General features: G+C 63.2%; 19 protein-coding genes. 11 read left to right on the plus strand and 8 right to left on the minus strand.

Annotated features, from left to right (window positions below; translation table 11 throughout):
* Window positions 1–6: 6 nt before the first annotated feature.
* From ppx to HTY61_RS07975, 5 genes are all read right to left on the minus strand, one after another.
* On the minus strand, window positions 7–1524 hold the full coding sequence (ppx, locus tag HTY61_RS07955; protein WP_197945410.1) for an exopolyphosphatase: 1518 nt from the start codon (window positions 1522–1524) through the stop codon (window positions 7–9).
* Between the two features lie 32 nt (window positions 1525–1556).
* On the minus strand, window positions 1557–3764 hold the full coding sequence (locus HTY61_RS07960; protein ID WP_175276286.1) for an RNA degradosome polyphosphate kinase: 2208 nt from the start codon (window positions 3762–3764) through the stop codon (window positions 1557–1559).
* 100 nt (window positions 3765–3864) lie between these two features.
* A complete protein-coding gene (locus tag HTY61_RS07965; protein WP_175276287.1) occupies window positions 3865–4566 on the minus strand; it encodes an HdaA/DnaA family protein in 702 nt (233 codons plus the stop codon).
* A 38-nt stretch (window positions 4567–4604) separates the two neighbouring features.
* On the minus strand, window positions 4605–5723 hold the full coding sequence (locus HTY61_RS07970; protein ID WP_246272964.1) for an AI-2E family transporter: 1119 nt from the start codon (window positions 5721–5723) through the stop codon (window positions 4605–4607).
* Window positions 5720–6292 (minus strand): CDP-alcohol phosphatidyltransferase family protein, encoded by a 573-nt coding sequence (locus tag HTY61_RS07975; protein ID WP_246272965.1) that lies wholly within the window; start codon window positions 6290–6292, stop codon window positions 5720–5722. The genes HTY61_RS07970 and HTY61_RS07975 overlap by 4 nt, the downstream gene beginning before the upstream one ends.
* 163 nt (window positions 6293–6455) lie before the next feature.
* On the opposite strand from HTY61_RS07975, the gene purM reads away from it, so the two are divergent.
* The gene (gene purM, locus HTY61_RS07980) at window positions 6456–7538 is read left to right on the plus strand and encodes a phosphoribosylformylglycinamidine cyclo-ligase (RefSeq protein WP_175276289.1); all 1083 of its coding nucleotides are present in this window, start codon (window positions 6456–6458) and stop codon (window positions 7536–7538) included.
* Entirely contained in the window at window positions 7535–8122 is a 588-nt protein-coding gene (gene purN / locus HTY61_RS07985) for a phosphoribosylglycinamide formyltransferase (protein WP_175276290.1), read from the plus strand. The genes purM and purN overlap by 4 nt, the downstream gene beginning before the upstream one ends.
* On the opposite strand, the gene HTY61_RS07990 is transcribed toward purN, so the two are convergent.
* The gene (locus HTY61_RS07990) at window positions 8119–10221 is read right to left on the minus strand and encodes a molybdopterin-containing oxidoreductase family protein (RefSeq protein WP_175276291.1); all 2103 of its coding nucleotides are present in this window, start codon (window positions 10219–10221) and stop codon (window positions 8119–8121) included. The genes purN and HTY61_RS07990 overlap by 4 nt on opposite strands.
* Before the next feature lie 47 nt (window positions 10222–10268).
* On the opposite strand from HTY61_RS07990, the gene HTY61_RS07995 reads away from it, so the two are divergent.
* The 3 genes from HTY61_RS07995 (at window position 10269) to HTY61_RS08005 (ending at window position 12378) form a co-directional block, all read left to right on the plus strand.
* Window positions 10269–11126 (plus strand): 23S rRNA (adenine(2030)-N(6))-methyltransferase RlmJ, encoded by an 858-nt coding sequence (locus HTY61_RS07995; RefSeq protein WP_175276292.1) that lies wholly within the window; start codon window positions 10269–10271, stop codon window positions 11124–11126.
* Between the two features lie 123 nt (window positions 11127–11249).
* Entirely contained in the window at window positions 11250–11669 is a 420-nt protein-coding gene (locus HTY61_RS08000; RefSeq protein ID WP_246272966.1) for a hypothetical protein, read from the plus strand.
* Window positions 11670–11691: 22 nt separating this feature from the next.
* Entirely contained in the window at window positions 11692–12378 is a 687-nt protein-coding gene (locus tag HTY61_RS08005) for a ribonuclease T2 family protein (protein WP_175276294.1), read from the plus strand.
* 29 nt (window positions 12379–12407) lie between these two features.
* Here the strand turns inward: HTY61_RS08005 and HTY61_RS08010 are convergent, their stop codons facing one another.
* Complete coding sequence (locus HTY61_RS08010) at window positions 12408–12560, minus strand: hypothetical protein (protein WP_175276295.1); 153 nt, start codon at window positions 12558–12560, stop codon at window positions 12408–12410.
* A 137-nt stretch (window positions 12561–12697) separates the two neighbouring features.
* Between HTY61_RS08010 and HTY61_RS08015 the strand changes: the two genes are divergently transcribed.
* Complete coding sequence (locus tag HTY61_RS08015) at window positions 12698–13300, plus strand: glutathione S-transferase (protein WP_175276296.1); 603 nt, start codon at window positions 12698–12700, stop codon at window positions 13298–13300.
* Window positions 13301–13361: 61 nt separating this feature from the next.
* Here the strand turns inward: HTY61_RS08015 and HTY61_RS08020 are convergent, their stop codons facing one another.
* The gene (locus HTY61_RS08020; protein WP_175276297.1) at window positions 13362–14006 is read right to left on the minus strand and encodes an outer membrane protein; all 645 of its coding nucleotides are present in this window, start codon (window positions 14004–14006) and stop codon (window positions 13362–13364) included.
* 242 nt (window positions 14007–14248) lie between these two features.
* Here HTY61_RS08020 and HTY61_RS08025 point away from each other — a divergent pair, with 242 nt between their 5' ends.
* The 5 genes from HTY61_RS08025 to moaD all read left to right on the plus strand — a co-directional run bounded on the left by HTY61_RS08025 (window position 14249) and on the right by moaD (window position 18956).
* Window positions 14249–15193 carry a calcium/sodium antiporter gene (locus HTY61_RS08025; protein WP_175276298.1) on the plus strand — a complete coding sequence of 315 codons (945 nt, stop codon included), beginning with the start codon at window positions 14249–14251 and terminating at the stop codon, window positions 15191–15193.
* Between the two features lie 22 nt (window positions 15194–15215).
* Complete coding sequence (locus HTY61_RS08030) at window positions 15216–15977, plus strand: SDR family oxidoreductase (RefSeq protein WP_175276299.1); 762 nt, start codon at window positions 15216–15218, stop codon at window positions 15975–15977.
* 65 nt (window positions 15978–16042) lie between these two features.
* Window positions 16043–18049 carry an excinuclease ABC subunit UvrC gene (uvrC, locus tag HTY61_RS08035; protein ID WP_175276300.1) on the plus strand — a complete coding sequence of 669 codons (2007 nt, stop codon included), beginning with the start codon at window positions 16043–16045 and terminating at the stop codon, window positions 18047–18049.
* Between the two features lie 58 nt (window positions 18050–18107).
* A complete protein-coding gene (pgsA, locus tag HTY61_RS08040) occupies window positions 18108–18695 on the plus strand; it encodes a CDP-diacylglycerol--glycerol-3-phosphate 3-phosphatidyltransferase (protein ID WP_175276301.1) in 588 nt (195 codons plus the stop codon).
* A 6-nt stretch (window positions 18696–18701) separates the two neighbouring features.
* A complete protein-coding gene (moaD, locus tag HTY61_RS08045; RefSeq protein ID WP_175276302.1) occupies window positions 18702–18956 on the plus strand; it encodes a molybdopterin converting factor subunit 1 in 255 nt (84 codons plus the stop codon).

Below are 18956 nucleotides of genomic sequence, written 5' to 3' on the forward strand. Positions count from 1 at the left end.
GTGCCCCTAGTCTTCCACCACCAACGCGATGGGGCGGCCGACGACCTTCGACAGCTGATTGATGCGACCGAGCGGACGTGAACCGTGCAGTTCGGCAAGCCGACGCGGCAGGACCAATTCCATCGAACCGTCCTCCTTCTCCCGCCACGTGATGTCGCCGATCACGCCGGGCATGGCCGCCGTGAAGAGATAGGCCACGCGGAAGAACGCACCCAGATAGCGGCTGCGTTCCCAGATCCGGTCCGACGTGATTGTGCGGATCTCGGGCGCAAGGGTGGGATTCTTCAGGCCGTCGTGGCGGAAATAGTTGGCAAGCGCGATATAGGCCCGACCGGGATGATCTATCTGGGTGAATGACCCGTAGGCGATGACGTTCAGCGCCTGGTCGCCGCGGTAATCCGGATGGGCGCGCCACGAAATGTCGGCCAGTCGGCAGGCCGCTTCGCGGTAACGCGCCTCGTCTTCCGTCTCGTCGATGCCGAAAGCCCTGAAGGCATTCCCGGTCCACACCGCCAACTCGCGTGCATGGCGAGGCGACCGCGACCGCAGGATCGACAGTTCCTCTGCCGCCTCTATCAGCGCGTCACGTTTCCGCGTCTCCTCGTCGAGCAGGCCATACAGATAACCCTCGCGCACGCCTGCCGAGGAAAAGACGACCTTTTCCGGCTTCATGGCGCGGATGATTTCCGCCAGCACGATGGCACCGTAGGGCAGGAGCGAACGGCGCGACCGCGATACCTGACCGATACCCCGCATCTTCTCCACATTGTTGCGCCCGACGCGGCCGAGAAAGCCGGCTGCGCGTTCGGCATCCATCTCGTAGTGATGGGTGACGTGCAGCGGGTAACCGGTGTTGGCCATGTGAAGCTTGGCAAGATTGCGCCATGTACCCCCGACGGCATAAAATGTGCGTCCCCTGCCGCCCTCTAGAAAGGCCGCGCGCTTGATTTCCTGCCGCGCGATCTTGACCGCCTGTTTCAGTTCGCCGCCGGCACGTTCGGAGAGGCGAATGACGCCGATCGGGAGCGTCATGCCCTCACCGATGGCTTCACCCTTCATATCGACGACTTCGAGGCTGCCGCCACCGAGATCGCCCATCACGCCGTCGATGGCCCGGAAAGCCGACTGGACGCCATAGGCGGAATAAAGCGCCTCCTCGCGACCGGACAAGACGGTAATTTCCTGGCCGAGAATTCGTTCAGCCTCCTCAATGAAGGCCGGTCCGTTGCCTGCCTCGCGCGCGGCAGCCGTCGCGAGAACCACGAGCCTCTCCACGCGCCCCTGGTCGGCGAGAGCACGGAAACGGCGCAGGGCATCGAGCGCGCTGCGCACCGCCCCCTCGTCCATGTTCCCGGTCTCGGCGATACCGCGGCCAAGGCCGCATTGCACCTTTTCGTTGAACAGTATCGACGGCGCACGCACCAGGCCCTCGTAGATCACGAGGCGTACGGAGTTCGAGCCGATGTCAACGACTGCGATCGGACGCCTGTTTCGCAGGCGCCCCTGAGCGTCTTCAGTTTCAATCAAATGTCAATTTCCGACCCGGCACGCGCTCGCTACGACTGCTTGTTTTCTGCCCGCTTCTTGTGGGCGATCAACCTCGGCGCGGAGGATTTCAACGACTTTCCGCGCCCCGACAGGCTGGGATTGGTCATGAAATACTTCTGCGCGTCAAACGGCTTCTCGTCCTCGCCGGGCACCATGCGCCGAGACCGGCCGTCCGGCAAGAGTTCGAAGCTCTGCTGGTTGTCGAGCAGGTTTGCAAGCATGATCTGGCCGAGCACCTGCTCATGAACGGTCGGATTCTCGAGCGGAACGAGCGTTTCCACGCGCCGGTCCAGGTTGCGCGGCATCAGGTCCGCGGAGCCGATATAGACGATGGCATTGTCGCTCGGCAGGCCGTGACCGTTGCCGAAGCAGTAGATCCTGCTGTGCTCGAGGAACCGTCCGACGATCGACTTGACCCGGATATTCTCCGAAAGGCCGGGCACCTGCGGGCGGAGACAGCAGATGCCGCGCACCACCAGATCGATCTGAACGCCGGCCATGCTCGCATCGTAGAGCGCGTCGATGATGCTGGCATCGACGAGAGAGTTCATCTTCATCCAGATTTCCGCCGGACGGCCGGCCCTGGCGTGCTCGATCTCGTCGGCGATGTGCCTGAGAATGCGATTGCGCAGGAAACGCGGCGATACCGCTAGTTTCATGTCCGAGCCGGGGTCGGCGTATCCGGTGATGAAGTTGAAGACCTGCGCCACGTCGTGGGCGATCTCCGGATCGCAGGTGAAGTAGGACAGGTCCGTGTATATCTTGGCGGTCACGGGATGGTAGTTGCCGGTACCCAGGTGCACGTAGTTGCGCAGCCTCCCGTCCTCGCGACGCACGATCAGCGACATCTTCGCGTGGGTCTTCATCTCGAAGAAGCCGTAGACGACCTGCACGCCGGCGCGCTCAAGGTCACGCGCCCAGCGGATGTTCGCCTCCTCGTCGAAACGTGCCTTCAATTCGACCAAAGCGGTCACCGATTTCCCCGCCTCCGCCGCATCGATCAGCGCCCGGATGATCGGACTGTCCTTCGAAGTGCGATAAAGCGTCTGCTTGACCGCAAGCACGTTGGGATCCTGCGCTGCCTGACGCAGGAACTGGACGACCACGTCGAAGGACTCATAGGGATGATGGACAATGATGTCCTTCTCGCTGATCGCGGAAAAACAATCGCTGTTATGCTCACGAATGCGCTCGGGAAAGCGCGCCGAGTACGGCTCGAACTTCAGGTCGGGCCGATCCGCGAACGAAACGATTTCGGACACCGTGTTGAGCGCGAGGAACCCCGGCTGTACGCTCACGCGAGATTCCGGAACCTCCAGCTCGTGGGCCACGAACTCGCGAAGGCTTTGCGGCATCTCGTGATCGAACTCGATGCGCACAACCTGGCCGCGACGGCGACGCTTGAGCGCGGTTTCGAACAGGCGCACCAGGTCTTCGGCCTCTTCCTCGACCTCGATATCGCTGTCACGAATGATGCGGAAGGTCCCCTTCCCGCGCACTTCATAGCCCGGATAGAGCTTGGCGATATAGAGGCCAATGATATCCTCGAGACTGATGAAACGGTATCGCGGACCGCTTGTGGGGATCGACACGAAACGATCCAGCGCGACGGGAAAGCGCAGAAGGGCGCTCATGTGCGCGCGCGTCGCGCGATTGACGAGATCCAGCGCGATCGAAAATCCGAGATTGGGAATGAACGGAAACGGATGCGCCGGATCGATCGAGAGCGGCGTGAGGACGGGGAATATCGTCTGAAGGAAATGATCCTCCAGCCACTCGAGATCCTCCCTGCCCAACTGCTCGCTCCGGACAAACTGGATTCCCTGTGCCTCCAGTTCCTCCTGCAATTCTGCAAGAACCACCTGCTGTTCGGTCTGCAGCTTGCCCGCTTCGTCAAGGATCGCCTCGAGCTGCTCATTCGGCGTGAGTCCGTCGTCCGACCGCTCCGTGATACCCTCGCGCACCTGCCCCGCCAGGCCGGCAACACGAACCATGAAGAACTCATCCAGATTGTCCGCCGAGATCGAGAGAAAACGCAGGCGCTCCAGCAATGGGTGCTTGATGTTGCGTGCCTCGTCGAGCACCCGCCAATTGAACTGCAGCCAGGAAAACTCGCGATTGACAAAACGCGCCGCATTGTCGCGCAAGCTTTCACCTCCGGCAAAGTCTTCGGCAGGCTCGGCAACTGCGACATTAGGCGTATTCACTTTGTCCATATCTCCAATGCTTTCCCATGGTGCGCCTGAGGCGCCATAAACGACCGCTTAAAGACAAAATGCCACGTTTCCATGACACGCGCATTCGCATCGGGCGACTTTAAAAGTCGAACTCGCTCTGTCCGGCATCGTACTCACGAACATAGGCCGCGGCAAAGGCCCTTGTAATCCGGGCCTTTCGGGCAAGCGAAGCCTTGTCGAGACGGTCGACGATGGAAAGGGCGCTGGCCAGAGAACGTTCAATGCGGCTCGCGATGTAGCTTATGACCGAGGGATCGACCACTATTTGCCTGTCCGCGAACAACTTGCTCATCACGCCAATCAGAAGTTCGTCGTCCGGCTCCGATATCTCAACGGTCGTTGCAGCCTGAATTCGGGAGCGCAAGTCCGGCGTCTGCACCTGCCAGGCTCCGGGCCAGCGGGCCGAGGTCAGAAGCAGGCTGCCGTGATTGGCGCGCACCGCGTTCATTATGTGAAACAGTTCGTTCTCGTCGAAGTTGCCGGGTTCAATCCCGTCGATCAGAAGCGCTTCGCCGCGCTGGGCGGCATCAAGTGCGACGCCAGAAAGGTCTCGCGCTTCGCATGCCAGAGCGCCTGACATATCGCGCCATATCGTAGCCAGGTGCGTCTTGCCGGAACCCGGCGGACCGGCGAGCACCACGACCGGTCCCGGCCAATCCGGCCAGCTTTCAACGAGCATGACCGCGGCGCGGTTCGAACGCGTGACGACGAGATCGTCCCGCGTCATCGACCCCGACAACCCAATATCAAGCAGCAACTGGGAATCGTCAGCTTTCGTCATGGGAGAAACGCGTTACACGACATGGCTATCCGATGTTGTCAATCCACGGCAGAGGCATCATCGGACGCCTCGGAACTGCCGATATAAAGATCGGAATCGAGGTACTTCTCGATCGCGAAGCGCACCAATACGCCAACAGCGGCGGCGGCGGGGACGGCGACAAGGAGGCCGGTAAAGCCGAACAGGGTGCCAAATGCAAACAGCGCGAACATCAGCCAGACCGGATGGAGGCCGACGCTGCCGCCCACCAGCTTGGGCTGCAGGAAGTTGCCCTCCAGGAACTGCCCGGCGAAGAAAACCCCGGCGATGACGACGATCATGATCCAGTCGGGCCAGAACTGGACCAGTGCAACGCCGACGGACAGGACAAGGCCGACCATCGAACCGACATAGGGAATGAAGCTGATCAGGCCGGCGAACAGGCCGATCAGAAGGCCAAAATTCAGGCCGGCGACGGTCAGGCCGATCGCATAGAACAGGCCGAGAATGAGACAGACCGTACCCTGCCCGCGCACGAAGCCGGCAATCGCCCGGTCGACGTCAGCAGCCAGGCGCCGAACCGTGTCGACATGATCGCGCGGGACCCAGCTGTCGACCCGGGCGACCATCTTGTCCCAGTCGAGCAGCATGTAGAAGGCGACGACGGGAGCGACAACGAGAAGGCCGGCGATATCGACGATCGCCTTGCCCGAGGACCAGATGCCCTGGAACAGCGTGGTCAGGAAGCCCGCGCCCTGCGCAACGAGCTCGTCGAGACTGCTCTGCAGGCTGTCAACATCGATACCGACATGTTCGGCAAGCCAGGTCGTCTCCACGCTCAGACTGGCAATCAGGCCCTGAAGCTGCGCGATGTAACCCGGCAGCCGCGCCAGCAGCTCGTTCGCCTGGGTGGCCAGGATCGGAACGATCACCGCGAGGGCGATGATGAACAGGACGAGGAACGCAAGCAGGATGAAAACGGTCGCGGCGAGCCGCGACAGGCCCCGCCTCTCGAGGAAATCCGCGACCGGGTCCATGAAATAGGCAAGCGCCAGCCCGGCCAGGAAAGGCAACAGGACGGCCCGGAACACGTAGAGGAAGAGAACCAGCGTGCCCACCGTCGCCAGCCAGAACACCGCTTGGCGTTTCAACGATGCGGTCGAGATGTGTTCGGTCACTTGGGTCCATCCTTTCTTTCCATCGCGCGACGGATCTTCCCTGCCACCAAGCGACCATAGGCGGCCGCAGACACCGCGGTCAGGAATACCACAAGGCCGATCAACGCGCCCTCGATGATCGGGAACGTCCAGCCGAACGCGCCGGCCGCCAGAAGCCAGCCTGCCAGCAGGATGAGGACGGTGGTGTTGATCTTGGATATCATCAACGGCCGGATAGCGGCTGCATCCCCGAAAGAAGCCATCAGGCCCGCCCCCACGACAATCGCGACGTCGCGTGCGACGATCAGCGCCAGCAACCAGAATGGCATGATTCCATGGGCGACGAAGGTCGAGAAGACAGCGATGGTCAGGGCCTTGTCGGCAAGCGGATCGAGATAGCTCCCCAAGCGGGAATGCTGTTTCCAATGACGCGCGATGAATCCGTCGATGCCGTCCGACGCGCCGGCGAGCGCGAACAGAACGAAGGCGGTTGTCCAGGCGCCATTCAGCATCGCCCAGACGATGAACGGAATCGCGATCAGCCGCGCAATCGTTATGACGTTCGGGATGGTAAATATCACGGTGTCCATCGATACCTGTTTGCCGTCATATAGAGGCGCGCATGGCGTCACGCAAAAACCTTTCGTCCGATACGCAAGAATTTGCTGTGGCTCGGACGCACCGGGCTGGAAACGGCGGCGGCACCGTGCGATAGGACCGCGCAACAGGCAGAATGCGCGAAACAGGACGATCATGTCAGGTTCACCGAATACCCCGAATGACGGCAACGGGCTGTCCTATGCCGACGCTGGCGTCGACATTGACGCCGGTAACGCGCTGGTCGAAGCGATCAAGCCGATGGTGCGCTCGACGCGGCGTCCCGGCGCCGACGGCACGATCGGCGGTTTCGGCGGACTGTTCGACCTGAAAGCGGCCGGCTTTTCCGATCCGGTCCTCGTCGCCGCCAATGACGGCGTCGGCACCAAGCTCAAGGTTGCCATCGAGGCGGACATCCATGACACGGTGGGCATCGACCTTGTCGCCATGTGCGTCAACGACCTGATCGTCCAGGGCGCGGAACCGCTGCTCTTCCTCGACTATTTCGCCACCGGCAAGCTGAACGTGAAACAAGGCTCGGACATCGTTTCCGGCATTGCCGAAGGGTGCCGGCAAGCCGGCTGCGCGCTGCTCGGCGGCGAGACGGCCGAAATGCCGGGCATGTACGGGGACGGCGACTACGATCTCGCCGGATTTGCCGTCGGCGCGGCTGAGCGCGGACAATTGCTGCCGAAACCGGACATTGCCGACGGCGACGTGATCCTGGGCCTTGCTTCCGCCGGCCTTCATTCCAACGGCTTTTCTCTAGTACGGCGCATCGTGGAGATGTCCGGCCTGTCCTACGGGGCTTCGGCACCGTTCGACAAGGAACGGACGCTGGGCGAAGCGCTGCTCGATCCCACCCGCATCTATGTAAAACCGGTACTGGCGGCGATCCGCGAGACCGGCGCGATCAAGGCGCTTGCGCATATCACCGGCGGCGGCTTCACCGAAAACATCCCGCGCGTCCTGCCCGACGGCATGGCAGCCGAGATCGACCTTTCGGCGATCCGGGTGCCGCATGTCTTCGCATGGCTCGCCGCACAGGGCGGGGTGGCGCGCGACGAAATGTTGCGGACCTTCAACTGCGGCGTCGGCATGGTGGCCGTCGTCTCGCCTGAACGTGCGGAAGCTGCCGCCGAGGTGCTGGAACGCGAGGGTGAGACCGTGACCCGCATCGGCACGATCCGGGCACAAGAGGGCGACCGCGTAACCTACAAGGGAACACTCGACCTTTGACGGCAAAACGAAAACGCTGTGCCGTGCTGATCTCGGGACGCGGCTCCAACATGGAAGCGCTGGTCCAGGCGGCCAAGGCGCCGGACTATCCCGCCGAGATCGTGCTGGTGATCTCGGACAAGCCCGAGGCGAAGGGTCTGGATACGGCGCGCGATCACGGCATTCCCGCCCGCGCGATTTCGCGGGCACCCTACCCGTCGAAACGGGCGCACGAAAAGGCGATCCAGGAAGCCCTCGACGAGCACGAGGTGGATATCGTCTGTCTCGCCGGCTTCATGCGGCTGCTGTCGGGCGAGTTCCTGGAACCGTGGGCGGGACGGATCATCAACATCCATCCCTCGCTGCTACCGCGGCACAAGGGCCTCGACACCCATGCCCGCGCCATCGAGACCGGCGACACCGTTCACGGCTGCTCGGTGCACCATGTCACCGCCGGCATGGACGAAGGTCCGGTCATCATGCAGGCCCAAGTGCCGGTGCTGCCGGACGACACGCCCGACACGCTGGCCGCGCGCGTTCTGACGGAAGAGCACCGGATCTATCCGCTGGCGCTTGCGGAGTTGGCGGAAGAACTCGCCGACTAAAGCGCCCTCACCCAGACCCTGATGTCGTGAACGGCCGCGCCGCCGTAGGGCGCGATTGAGTCTGCGCCGGTCAGCGTGTTGATGCCGCAACCGTTCAGGTGCGCGCCGTTGGGCCAGAGGCCCTCGGCGACCAGCGTGCCTCTCCCGGGGCGATCCGAAATCCTCAGATGAAGGTGAACCTCGCCGCGGTGATTGCCGAGAGCGACGGCCGCACCGTCCTCCAGTCCGAGCGCTGCTGCGTCGTCGGGATGGATCATCACTTCCGGCCTGCGCTCCTTCTTCACCGAACCGGGCGTCTCCGAAAAGGTGGAATTGAGGAAGGAACGCGCCGGCGACGTCGCAAGCCGGAACGGGTGCTCGGCATCCGGCGTCTCGGTCAGGTCCAGATAGTCCGGAAAGGCCGGCAGGCGAGTGGCCGGCCCCTGCGGACCGAGCGATCCGGGCGGGCTGTTCGGCGCGGGCGTCGCCATCCAGTCGGGACAGAAGCGGAATTTCCCGTCCGGATGACCGAAGCCGCCGATGTAGTGGGCGGTCTCGAAATCGGGCTGCACGTCGATCCAGCCCTTTTCCCTCAGCGTTTCGTATGTCTCGCCCATCGGCGCCAGCAAGCCGTCGATCAACTCGCGCTCGGTCTTGCCGAAGCCCGGCAGGTGATCAATGCCGAGCCGCTTAGCAAGTTCCTCGAACACGAAATGGTTCGGCCGCGCTTCGCCCGCCCCCTCGATCAGCTTCGGCCCGAGCATGACATGCTGATGCCCGCCTCCCCTGTAGACGTCGTCATGCTCCAGGAACATCGTCGCCGGCAACACGACATCGGCGAGTTCGGCCGTCTCGGTCATGAACTGCTCGTGGACCACCGCGAACAGGTCCTCGCGCGCGAAGCCCTTCCGCACCAGCGCCTGTTCCGGCATGACATTCACCGGATTGGTGTTCTGGATCAGCATGGCCGTGACCGGCGGACCGCCGGCCAGTGCCTCGGCGTCACCGGTCAGCACGCGTCCGATCTTCGACTGGTCGAGCCAGCGCACGGACGGATCGGCATAGGCTTCGCCCGTGAGCTCGCGCTTGTCGAAACGGTAGATGGCCCCGTTGTTGTGAAAGCAGCCACCGCCCTCGTACTGCCAGGAGCCCAGAACCGTGGGCACGCAGACGGCGGCGTGCATGGACACCGAGCCGTTGCGGTTGCGGGTAAATCCGTATCCGAGACGGAAAAAGGTCCGCCTGGTGGTGCCGACAAGTCTTGCGAATGCCTCGATCTCTTCGACAGCCAGGCCGGTGATCTCGGCGGCCCACTCCGGCCCGCGCGACTGAAGATGCTGTTCAAGTTCCTTCGGCTTGTCACTGTATTTATTGAGATAATCCCAATCCGCATATCCATCGCGGAAAGCGACATGCATGACCGCACAGGCCAGTGCGGCATCGGTCCCGGGCTTCAGGACCAGCCCCATGTCGGCCTGAGCCACGGTATCGCTGGCGTAGATGTCTATGGCGACGATCTTCGCGCCGCGTTCCTTGCGCGCCTTCACGGCATGCGTCATCACGTTGACCTGGGTGGACACGGCATTTGTGCCCCAGATGACGACGCAATCGGCCTTCGCCATCTCGCGCGGATCCGTGCCGGCCAGCCGCCCGGTGCCCATCACGTAGCCGGTCCATGCGGTGTTGGTGCAGATCGTGTCGAACTGGTTGGAATAGCGTTTCGCGTGGCGCAGGCGGTTGATGCCGTCGCGCTGCACCTGTCCCATCGTGCCGGCATAAAAGTAGGGCCAGACGGTTTCGGATCCGTACTTTGCCTCCGCGGCGAGGAACTTCTCCGCGACCAGGTCGAGCGCGGCCTCCCAGGAGGCCCGCTGCCAATCGCCCTCGCCCTTTGCGCCCTTGCGGACGAGGGGATGAAGCAAGCGGTCCGGGTGATGGATGCGCTCGGCATAACGTGCCACCTTGGCGCAGATGACGCCGGCGGTATAGCTGTTGTCCTTCGAGCCGCGGACGCGACCGATACGGCCGCCATCGATCACCTCCACATCCAGCGCGCAACTGGACGGGCAGTCATGCGGACAGGTGGAACGAAAGATTCGGGACTTCGATGCGATATTCATGCGGCGAACACTAGCCTGCAGGCGCATGGCGCGATAGGAGCGGCATCATGAATTACCGTCACATTTTCCATGCAGGCAATTTCGCCGATGTGTTCAAGCACATCGTGCTGGCCCGCGTCATAACCTACATGCAGCGCAAGGACGCCGCCTTCCGTCTGCTCGACACCCACGCCGGACTCGGCCTCTACGACCTCTCGTCGGAACAGGCGCAGAAAACCGGCGAGTGGAAGACCGGCATCGCCAAGGTACTGGCGGCGGCGGACAAGGCCCCGGCCGAGGTGCGCGACCTGATCGCTCCGTACCTGGACGCCGTGCGCGCCTGCAACCCCGAAGGCGGCCTCACCTTCTATCCCGGCTCGCCGATGATCGCGCGCAAGCTGTTCCGCAAGCAGGACCGGCTGACCGCCCTGGAACTGCACCCGGACGATTACGAGGTGCTGCGTTCGCATTTCGAGGGCGACGTGCAGGCCCGCGTGACCGAACTCGACGGCTGGCTCGGCATCAAGTCGCACCTGCCGCCCAAGGAACGCCGCGGCATCGTCCTTGTGGACCCGCCATTCGAGGTCTACCACGAGTTCTTCAACATCCTCACCGCCCTCAAGGAGGGCCACAAGCGCTTCGCCACCGGCACCTTCCTGCTGTGGTATCCTGTCAAGCACCGCAAGGGCGTATCGGAATTCCGCGAGGAACTCAGGGCGCTGAAGATTCCGCGCATCCTCGACGCAACGCTGGAAGCCCGCTCATCGGGCGCCGAGGTGAGCTTCGACGGTTCCGGGATGATCGTCGTCAACCCGCCCTACACGCTGGAAGCCGAATTGCGCACGATCCTGCCCTGGCTGGCGAGCGTACTGGAATTCAAGCGCGGTTCGGGCGGTTACTCGGTCAACTGGATCGCAGGCGAGTAGATTTCCGCCGCGAAAGCGGGTGACGGCGGCAGGCGAATAGGCTAATCAGTCGAATCCAAAGCGACAGCGAAAAAGGAACACGCGATGACGAGCCGGATTTCATCTGTGTTGCGTAGCGTTCTGATGACAACAGTCCTGATTGCAGCTCCCGCCACCGTTTCCCGGGCGGCCGACTTGGTGGCGCCGGGCACCTATGCCGCCGTGACCGATTCCGACTGCGCCGCGCCGCGGAATCTTGCCGCCATCGAACGCAAGTTCCGGGTGCAGGCCAACGAGGTGCATCACCAGCCGGCCCTCGATATCGTTTCCATCACCGACATCCGGGAGAACCGCTACCTGCCGGCCCGGGAAGACATAACCTCGGTCGACCGCCTCTACTGCAAGGCCAGCGCCGGGATGTCGGACGGACGGACACGCACACTTTGGTACATGATCGAATACGGCGAAGGCTTCGCCGGCGCATTCGGCGACAATGTCGAGTTCTGCCTGTCCGGGCTCGACCGCTGGAACGTCCATGACGGGGCCTGCCGCGTCCTGCGCTAGGACGCGCGGCCGCTCGCGAGGAATGCGCCTGCCTTCGGCTGCCGCGCTCGTTGCCGTTGCGGCCCTTACCCTTGCCGCCTGCCGACAGGAAAGCACCGCGGAGGAGAGCGGTCGCCCTGAGGTTCCCCGGGCGTCCGGTTTCGACTTTTTCGTCCTGGCGCTGTCCTGGTCGCCCAGCTACTGCGCATCGGAAGGCAAGCATGCGAACCGGCAGCAATGCGGCCCCGACGCGCCGGACTACGGATTCGTCGTGCACGGCCTGTGGCCGCAATACGAAAGCGGATACCCGTCCGACTGCCCGACGGACCACTCGCTCGACGTGCCGCGCGACCTCGCCGGCACCATGCTCGACATCATGCCATCGACCGGGCTTATCCAGCACGAATGGCGGAAGCACGGCACCTGTTCCGGCGTATCCCCGCAAGACTATTTCACGCTGACGCGACTGGCATTCGAACGCGTCGCGATACCCGGCGAGTACCGAGGCGCGGAGGCAATCCGTCCCGTCGACCCCGACAGCGTGGAGGCGGCCTTCAGGGCGGCTAATCCGGGACTTGCCGCAGATGCGATCGCGGTGACTTGCGACCGGCACTATATCCGGGATGTCCGCATATGCATCAAGCGCGACCTTTCCGGCTTCGTCGCCTGCCCGCAGGTCGATGACGACGGGTGCCGGCGCGACACCGCCGTTATGCCGCCGGTGCGCTGACCGGGACAGGACGGCGGCGCGGCCCGCTCTTAGCGGGCGGATTCGCCGGAACGTTTCCGTTCGGCCTCCTTGCCGTCGCTCCTTTCGTCCTCGCGAAGCTCCTTGTTTGCCTCGACGATGGTGCGCTTTTCGGGATTTTCGGCGGTGTGGGCGTCCTTGTGACGTTTCGGCGTGTCGGCCATTTCGCTCTCCTGTTTGCATCCATGTATCAAACGTGCTCAGGAGAAATCCGTTCCATGCCGGACATAGGTCCGGCCGAACGCTGCCCCGCGCCGCGCGCGGTTGTGTTCCTGACCTACAATCCCGGGAGAAAGCCATCATGTCCCGCCTGCTCTATTCGCCAGCCTCGCCCTACAGCGCAAAGGTGCGCATGGCCGCAGCATGGCTCGGCCTGCCGATCGAGACGGAAACCGTGAACACGAACGACGAGCCGGCGCTGCTGGTCGACAGCAACCCGCTCGGGAAGATCCCGACGCTGCTGCTCGACGACGGTTCGGCGCTTTTCGACAGCCGCGCCATCATGCAGGAGCTCGACCGGATGAGCGGCAGGAAGCTCTATCCGCGCAATGCGCAGAAACGGATGGAGGCGGAACGGCTGGAGGCGCTCGCCGACGGAATCTGCGACGCATTGCTGGCCCAGGTCTACGAGAAACGCTTCCGGCCGGCGGAAAAGGTGCACCAGCCCTGGCTCGACCAGCAGGCGCGCAAGGCGGCACGCGGCCTCGACTGGCTGGAAAGGAATGCGCCCCGCGTGACGACGAAACTGACCGGCGGGCAGTTCGCCGTGGCGGCGATGCTGGGCTATCTCGACCTGCGGTTCGGCGACACGAACTGGCGGCGCGGCCGGCCGCGGCTGAAGCGGTTCGAAACCCGCTTCGCAGCGGCCTTTCCCGAATACGCGACGCTGCGGCCGCAGGGGTAAAGAAAAGGCCCGCGCGGATCGATCGTTCCGCGCGAGCCTGCAACTGCCGACGGTGGAACCGTCAGAACTTGACGCCGATACCGGCGTTGACCGTGTGGGCGCTGAAGCCGGACGATACGGTGCCGGCACTGGTCGCGTAGTCCTTGTCCTGGTAGTCCGAGTAGCGGTACTCGAGACGCCCGAACACGTTGTCGGTAATCAGCGCATCGGCACCCGCACCGATTGTCCAGCCCAGATGGGTGTTGCTGTCGGTAACCGTGCCGTCGTCCACTTCCGCGCCGCTGATCGCCAGGCCGCCGGTGCCGTAGATCATCACCGGATCGAAGGCATAGCCGACGCGGGCCCGAAGCGAACCGAAACCGGTCTGCTTCGCCTCAATGCCGCCAAGCGTTCCCTCGGTGCCGGAATAGCCTGCATCAGCCTCGACACCGTAAACCATCTGGCCGCTCTGCATGTTGTAGCCGGCAAAGGCACCGCCGCTCCAACCGTCGGCATCGATATCGGCCCCTGTGGCATCGAAAGTGCCCCAGTTGTAACCGCCGAACACGCCGGCATAGAAACCGGACCAGCTCGCCTGCGGCGCGTATTCGACCGGCGCAGCCATCGGCGGCTCCGGCGGTGCCTCGATTGCATCGGCCGCATGAGCGACATTCGCGGCCAAGGCCGCCAAGGCGACCCCGCCGGCAAGTTTCGTCAATCTGCGCATTTCATTCTCCTTAGGTACCCTGATACATGCCCCAGGGCGACGCGCCGTTTGGAAAGCACGCTTGTGCCCAAACTCCCGGCAACCGGTTTCATCCCAGAATGCGGCAACAGCGTTGCGGGAATGCGGAGATTCAGTGGCGGAAAGATGGAGGTGCGACAGTGTGCCCTTCGCGCAACATATCTGCGTGTATTCTCCGGAGGGACGCCTATATAGAGGAGACATGTAGATGCACCCGGAACCCCATGCTTCTCGATTCCCTCATGCTCGTCGTCGGGCTGGTCCTGCTCGTTTTCACCGGCGACTATCTCGTCAAGGGTGCCGCAGGCCTCGCCGAAGCTCTTGAAATCCCGCCCCTCATCATCGGTCTGACCATCGTCGCGTTCGGAACATCCGCGCCAGAGCTGATGGTGTCCCTGCAATCGGCGCTTGCCGGCGCGCCCGACATCGCCGTCGGAAATGTCGTCGGTTCCAACATCGCCAATGTGCTGCTGGTGATGGGGCTTCCGGCACTGATTGCCGCAATTCACGCCAACCAGGCCGGACTGGCACGCAATGTCGCAATCATGTTGGCGTTCACTGTCGCATTCATGTGGATGATCAGCGACGGGCAACTTGCGCGCGTCGAGGCGGCGTGGCTGTTTGCAGGCCTTCTCATCTTCATAGTGGTCCAGATCGTGCGGGCACGCACGCATGTCGATGACGTGGGTATTGAGGACTACCACGACGAACTCGGCGAAATGCCGCACTCGCCGGTGCGCATCGCGTTCTACCTGGCAGGCGGCATCATAGGCCTGCCGGTGGCTGCCCACCTGACGGTGGCCGGCGCATCGGGGCTGGCCGAAAGTTTCGGCGTGTCGCAGGCGGCTATCGGCCTGACGATCGTCGCCGTCGGCACATCGCTGCCGGAACTGGCCACGACCATGATGGCGGCGTGGCGCAAGAATGCCGACGTCGCGCTTGGCAACATCATCGGCTCCAACATATTCAATATTGCGGCGATCATGGGCATAACCGGCCTGATCGTGCCCGTGTCGGTCTCCCCTGTCCTCGTCGAACGCGACATGTGGTTCATGCTGGCGACTTCCGTCGTGCTGACCGTCCTGTGTTTTGCCAGGATCACAACGGGAAAGATCCTGGGCGGGCTCATGTTCGCGATCTATCTGGCCTATATCGTATCCGTCTTCTAGACTGGCGACAGGGAGAACGCAGTTGGAAAACAAGGCTTTGGCGCTTGTCACCGGCGGTGCGAAGCGAATCGGCCGCGCGATTGTCGAGGATCTCGCGGCCAACGGGTTCACCGTGGTCATCCACGCGCACCATTCCATTCGCGACGCCGAGACGCTTGCGGGCGCGTTACGACAGCGCGGCGCCGACGCGCACGCGATGGAAGCGGACCTCACAGACATGCAGGCGGTGACAGGCCTCGTGGCACGGACCGCGGAGGCGTTCGGGCCGGTGGAACTCCTTGTCAACAACGCCTCGGTGTTCGAGCACGACGAGATCGGCGACCTCGACGAAGACTTGTGGGACCGGCATTTCGCGGTCCATGCCAAGGCTCCCGCTTTCCTCGCGCAAACGATGGCGTCCGCGCTGCCCGACGACCGGGAGGGCCTGGTTGTCAACATGATCGACCAGCGGGTCTGGCGGCTCACGCCGAGATTCTTTTCCTATACGCTTTCCAAGTCGGCACTCTGGACCGCAACACAGACCATGGCGCAAGCGCTTGCACCACGCATCCGCGTGAATGCCATAGGCCTCGGTCCGACGCTGAGAAGCCCCAGGCAAAGCGAGGCCGATTTCGTCCGCCAATCCAAGGCGGTACCTCTCGGTCGCGGGCCAACGACGAACGAAATCGGCGCGACAATCCGATATTTCTGGAGCAACCGGTCCGTGACCGGGCAGATGATTGCACTTGACGGAGGGCAGCACCTCGCCTGGGAAACCCCGGATGTTGCGGGCATCACGGAATAGCACCATCTGTCAGCAACGGAATGGCCACCATTGATGCAGCATGCCTACAAGGCTGAAATAGCGCCATGAGCGAGAAACCGATTCCCGACGACAGCATCGCCGAAACGGAAGTTGACGGCGGCGGAGACCCCGTTGTCGCCGCTCTCGGGAAGAATCTCGCCTGGGACACGACGGAGAATCTCCCGGCCGGCCTGCAGGGCGCGGAACTGATCAAGGCGCACGTAAAGCGGCTTCCCAATGCACCCGGCGTCTACCGAATGTTCGATGCCAATGGCGACGTGCTCTATGTCGGCAAGGCGGCGAACCTGAAGAAGCGGGTCACGAACTACGCCCAGGGACGGGGCCATTCCAACCGCATCACGCGGATGATCGGCCTGACGACGGCGATGGAATTCGTCACCACGCGCACCGAGACCGAGGCGCTACTGCTGGAAGCCAATCTCATCAAGAGGTTGCGCCCTCGCTTCAACGTGCTGATGCGCGACGACAAGTCGTTTCCGTATATCCTGATAACCGGCAATCACGAGGCGCCGGGCATATTCAAGCACCGCGGCGCGCAAACCAGGAAGGGCGACTATTTTGGCCCGTTTGCCTCGGCGACCGCCGTCGGCCGCACGATCAATGCGCTGCAACGCGCCTTCCTGCTGCGCACATGCACGGACAGCGTCTACGAGAGCCGCACACGCCCCTGCCTGCTGTACCAGATCAAGCGGTGTTCAGGGCCCTGCACCGGCGAAATCTCGCCGGAGGACTATGGCGAGCTGGTCAAGGAGGCCAAGGCGTTCCTTTCCGGGCGCAGCCGGTCGGTGCAGGCGACCATGTCGAAGACAATGCAGGAAGCAGCGGACGAGCTCGATTTTGAACGAGCCGCAATCATACGCGACCGGATCGCCGCGCTGACGGCAATCCAAAGCCACCAGGGCATCAATCCCCAGACGGTGGAGGAAGCCGACGTCTTCGCGATCCAGCAGCAGGGCGGCATGACCTGCATACAGGTATTCTTCTTCCGGACAGGCCAGAACTGGGGCAACCGCGCCTATTTCCCGAAGGCCGATCCGGTACTGGAACCCTCGGACGTGCTCGGCGCCTTCATATCGCAGTTCTATGACAACAAACCCGTGCCGCGACTGATCCTGACATCCGAGACACTGCCCGAAGCGGATCTCCTCGCGGAAGCACTGTCATTGAAGGCGCCACGCAAGGTGACCGTCACCCGCCCGCAACGCGGCGAGCGGCGCGATCTTGTCGAGCACGCTCTGTCCAACGCCAAGGAAGCGCTCGGACGCAGGCTCGCCGAAACATCCTCGCAGGCGAGGCTCATGGCCGGCATGGCCGAGGCGCTGCAGCTCAGTCGCGTGCCGCGCCGCGTGGAGGTCTACGACAACTCCCACATCATGGGCACCAACGCCGTCGGCGCGATGATCGTCGCCGGCCCGGAGGGCTTCGCCAAGAACCAGTACCGCAAGTTCAACATCAAGTCCGAAACGGCGACGCCCGGCGACGACTTCGCGATGATGCGCGAGGTAATGGAACGCCGGTTCTCGCGGCTGGTGAAGGAGGAAGGCATTCCCGACCGTTCCGCCGATCGTGGGGACGAAGACGCGGACACCCTGCCCGCCTGGCCAGACCTGCTGCTGATCGACGGCGGGCTCGGCCAGCTCAACGCCGTGATGACGGCCCTGAGGGAACTCGGAGTGGACAAGGCAGTCGACGTGGTCGGCATCGCCAAGGGCATCGACCGCGATGCGGGGCGCGAACGGTTCTTCATACCCGGCAAACCCGACTTCACCCTGCCGCCACGCGATCCCGTGCTCTATTTCATCCAGCGACTGCGCGACGAGGCGCACCGTTTCGCCATCGGTTCCCACCGGGCACGACGCAAGAAGGAAATGGTCAGGAACCCGCTGGACGAGATCGCCGGTATCGGGCCGGCGCGCAAGCGTGCGCTGCTTCATCATTTCGGATCAGCCAAAGGCGTGGCGCGCGCCGCGCTGGAAGATCTCCAGAAGGTCGACGGCATTTCGGAGTCGATGGCGCGGCAGATCCACGACCATTTCCGGCAGTCGGGTTAACCGCCTCGACAGTACGTTCCACTTGACCGCCAACGATTCCAGTGCTTCTCACTAGAACATGGCCAGCAACGCATTCAACCTGCCGAATATCCTTACCTATGTGCGCATCCTCGCGGTGCCGCTGATCGTCCTCTGCTTCTTCCTGGAGGGGCGGCTGCAATCAAGCGATTTCGCGCGCTGGCTGGCACTCGGCATATTCGCCGCCGCCTCGCTGACCGATTTCTTCGACGGGTACCTGGCGCGAAAGTGGAAGCAGACATCCAATATCGGTCGCATGCTGGATCCGATCGCCGACAAGCTCGTCGTTTCGGTTGTCCTGCTGCTGCTCGCGGCCGAGGGCTCGATCGCCGGATGGAGCCTGTGGGCCGGCGTGATCATCCTGTGCCGGGAGATCCTGGTGTCGGGACTGCGCGAATACCTGGCGTCGCTGGAGGTCAGCGTACCGGTGACATGGCTGGCCAAGTGGAAAACGACGATCCAGCTTGTCGCCATCGGCTTCCTGCTTGCCGGGCCTGCCGGCGACAAGATCGTGCCCTATGTCACGGAAACGGGCCACGTGCTGCTCTGGATCTCCGCGATCGTGACCCTCTACACCGGATGGGACTATTTCCGATCCGGCCTGAAACACGTGATCGAGGACGCATAGCGAGCCATGACGAAGCTGGTCTATTTCGCCTGGGTGCGGGAACGCATCGGAACGAACGAGGAAGAAATCGACCTGCCGGACTCGGTGAAAACCGGGACCGACCTGCTGGCCTGGATGAAGACGCGCGGCGAAAACTACGAGGCGGCGCTGGCAATGGACAACGCAATCCGCATCGCCATCGACCAGGAGCATGTCGATCATGACGCGCCGCTGGGAAACCCGCGTGAAATCGCCCTGTTCCCCCCGATGACCGGGGGCTGA

The sequence above is a fragment of the Oricola thermophila genome (assembly GCF_013358405.1).
Taxonomy (GTDB): Bacteria; Pseudomonadota; Alphaproteobacteria; order Rhizobiales; family Rhizobiaceae; genus Oricola; species Oricola thermophila.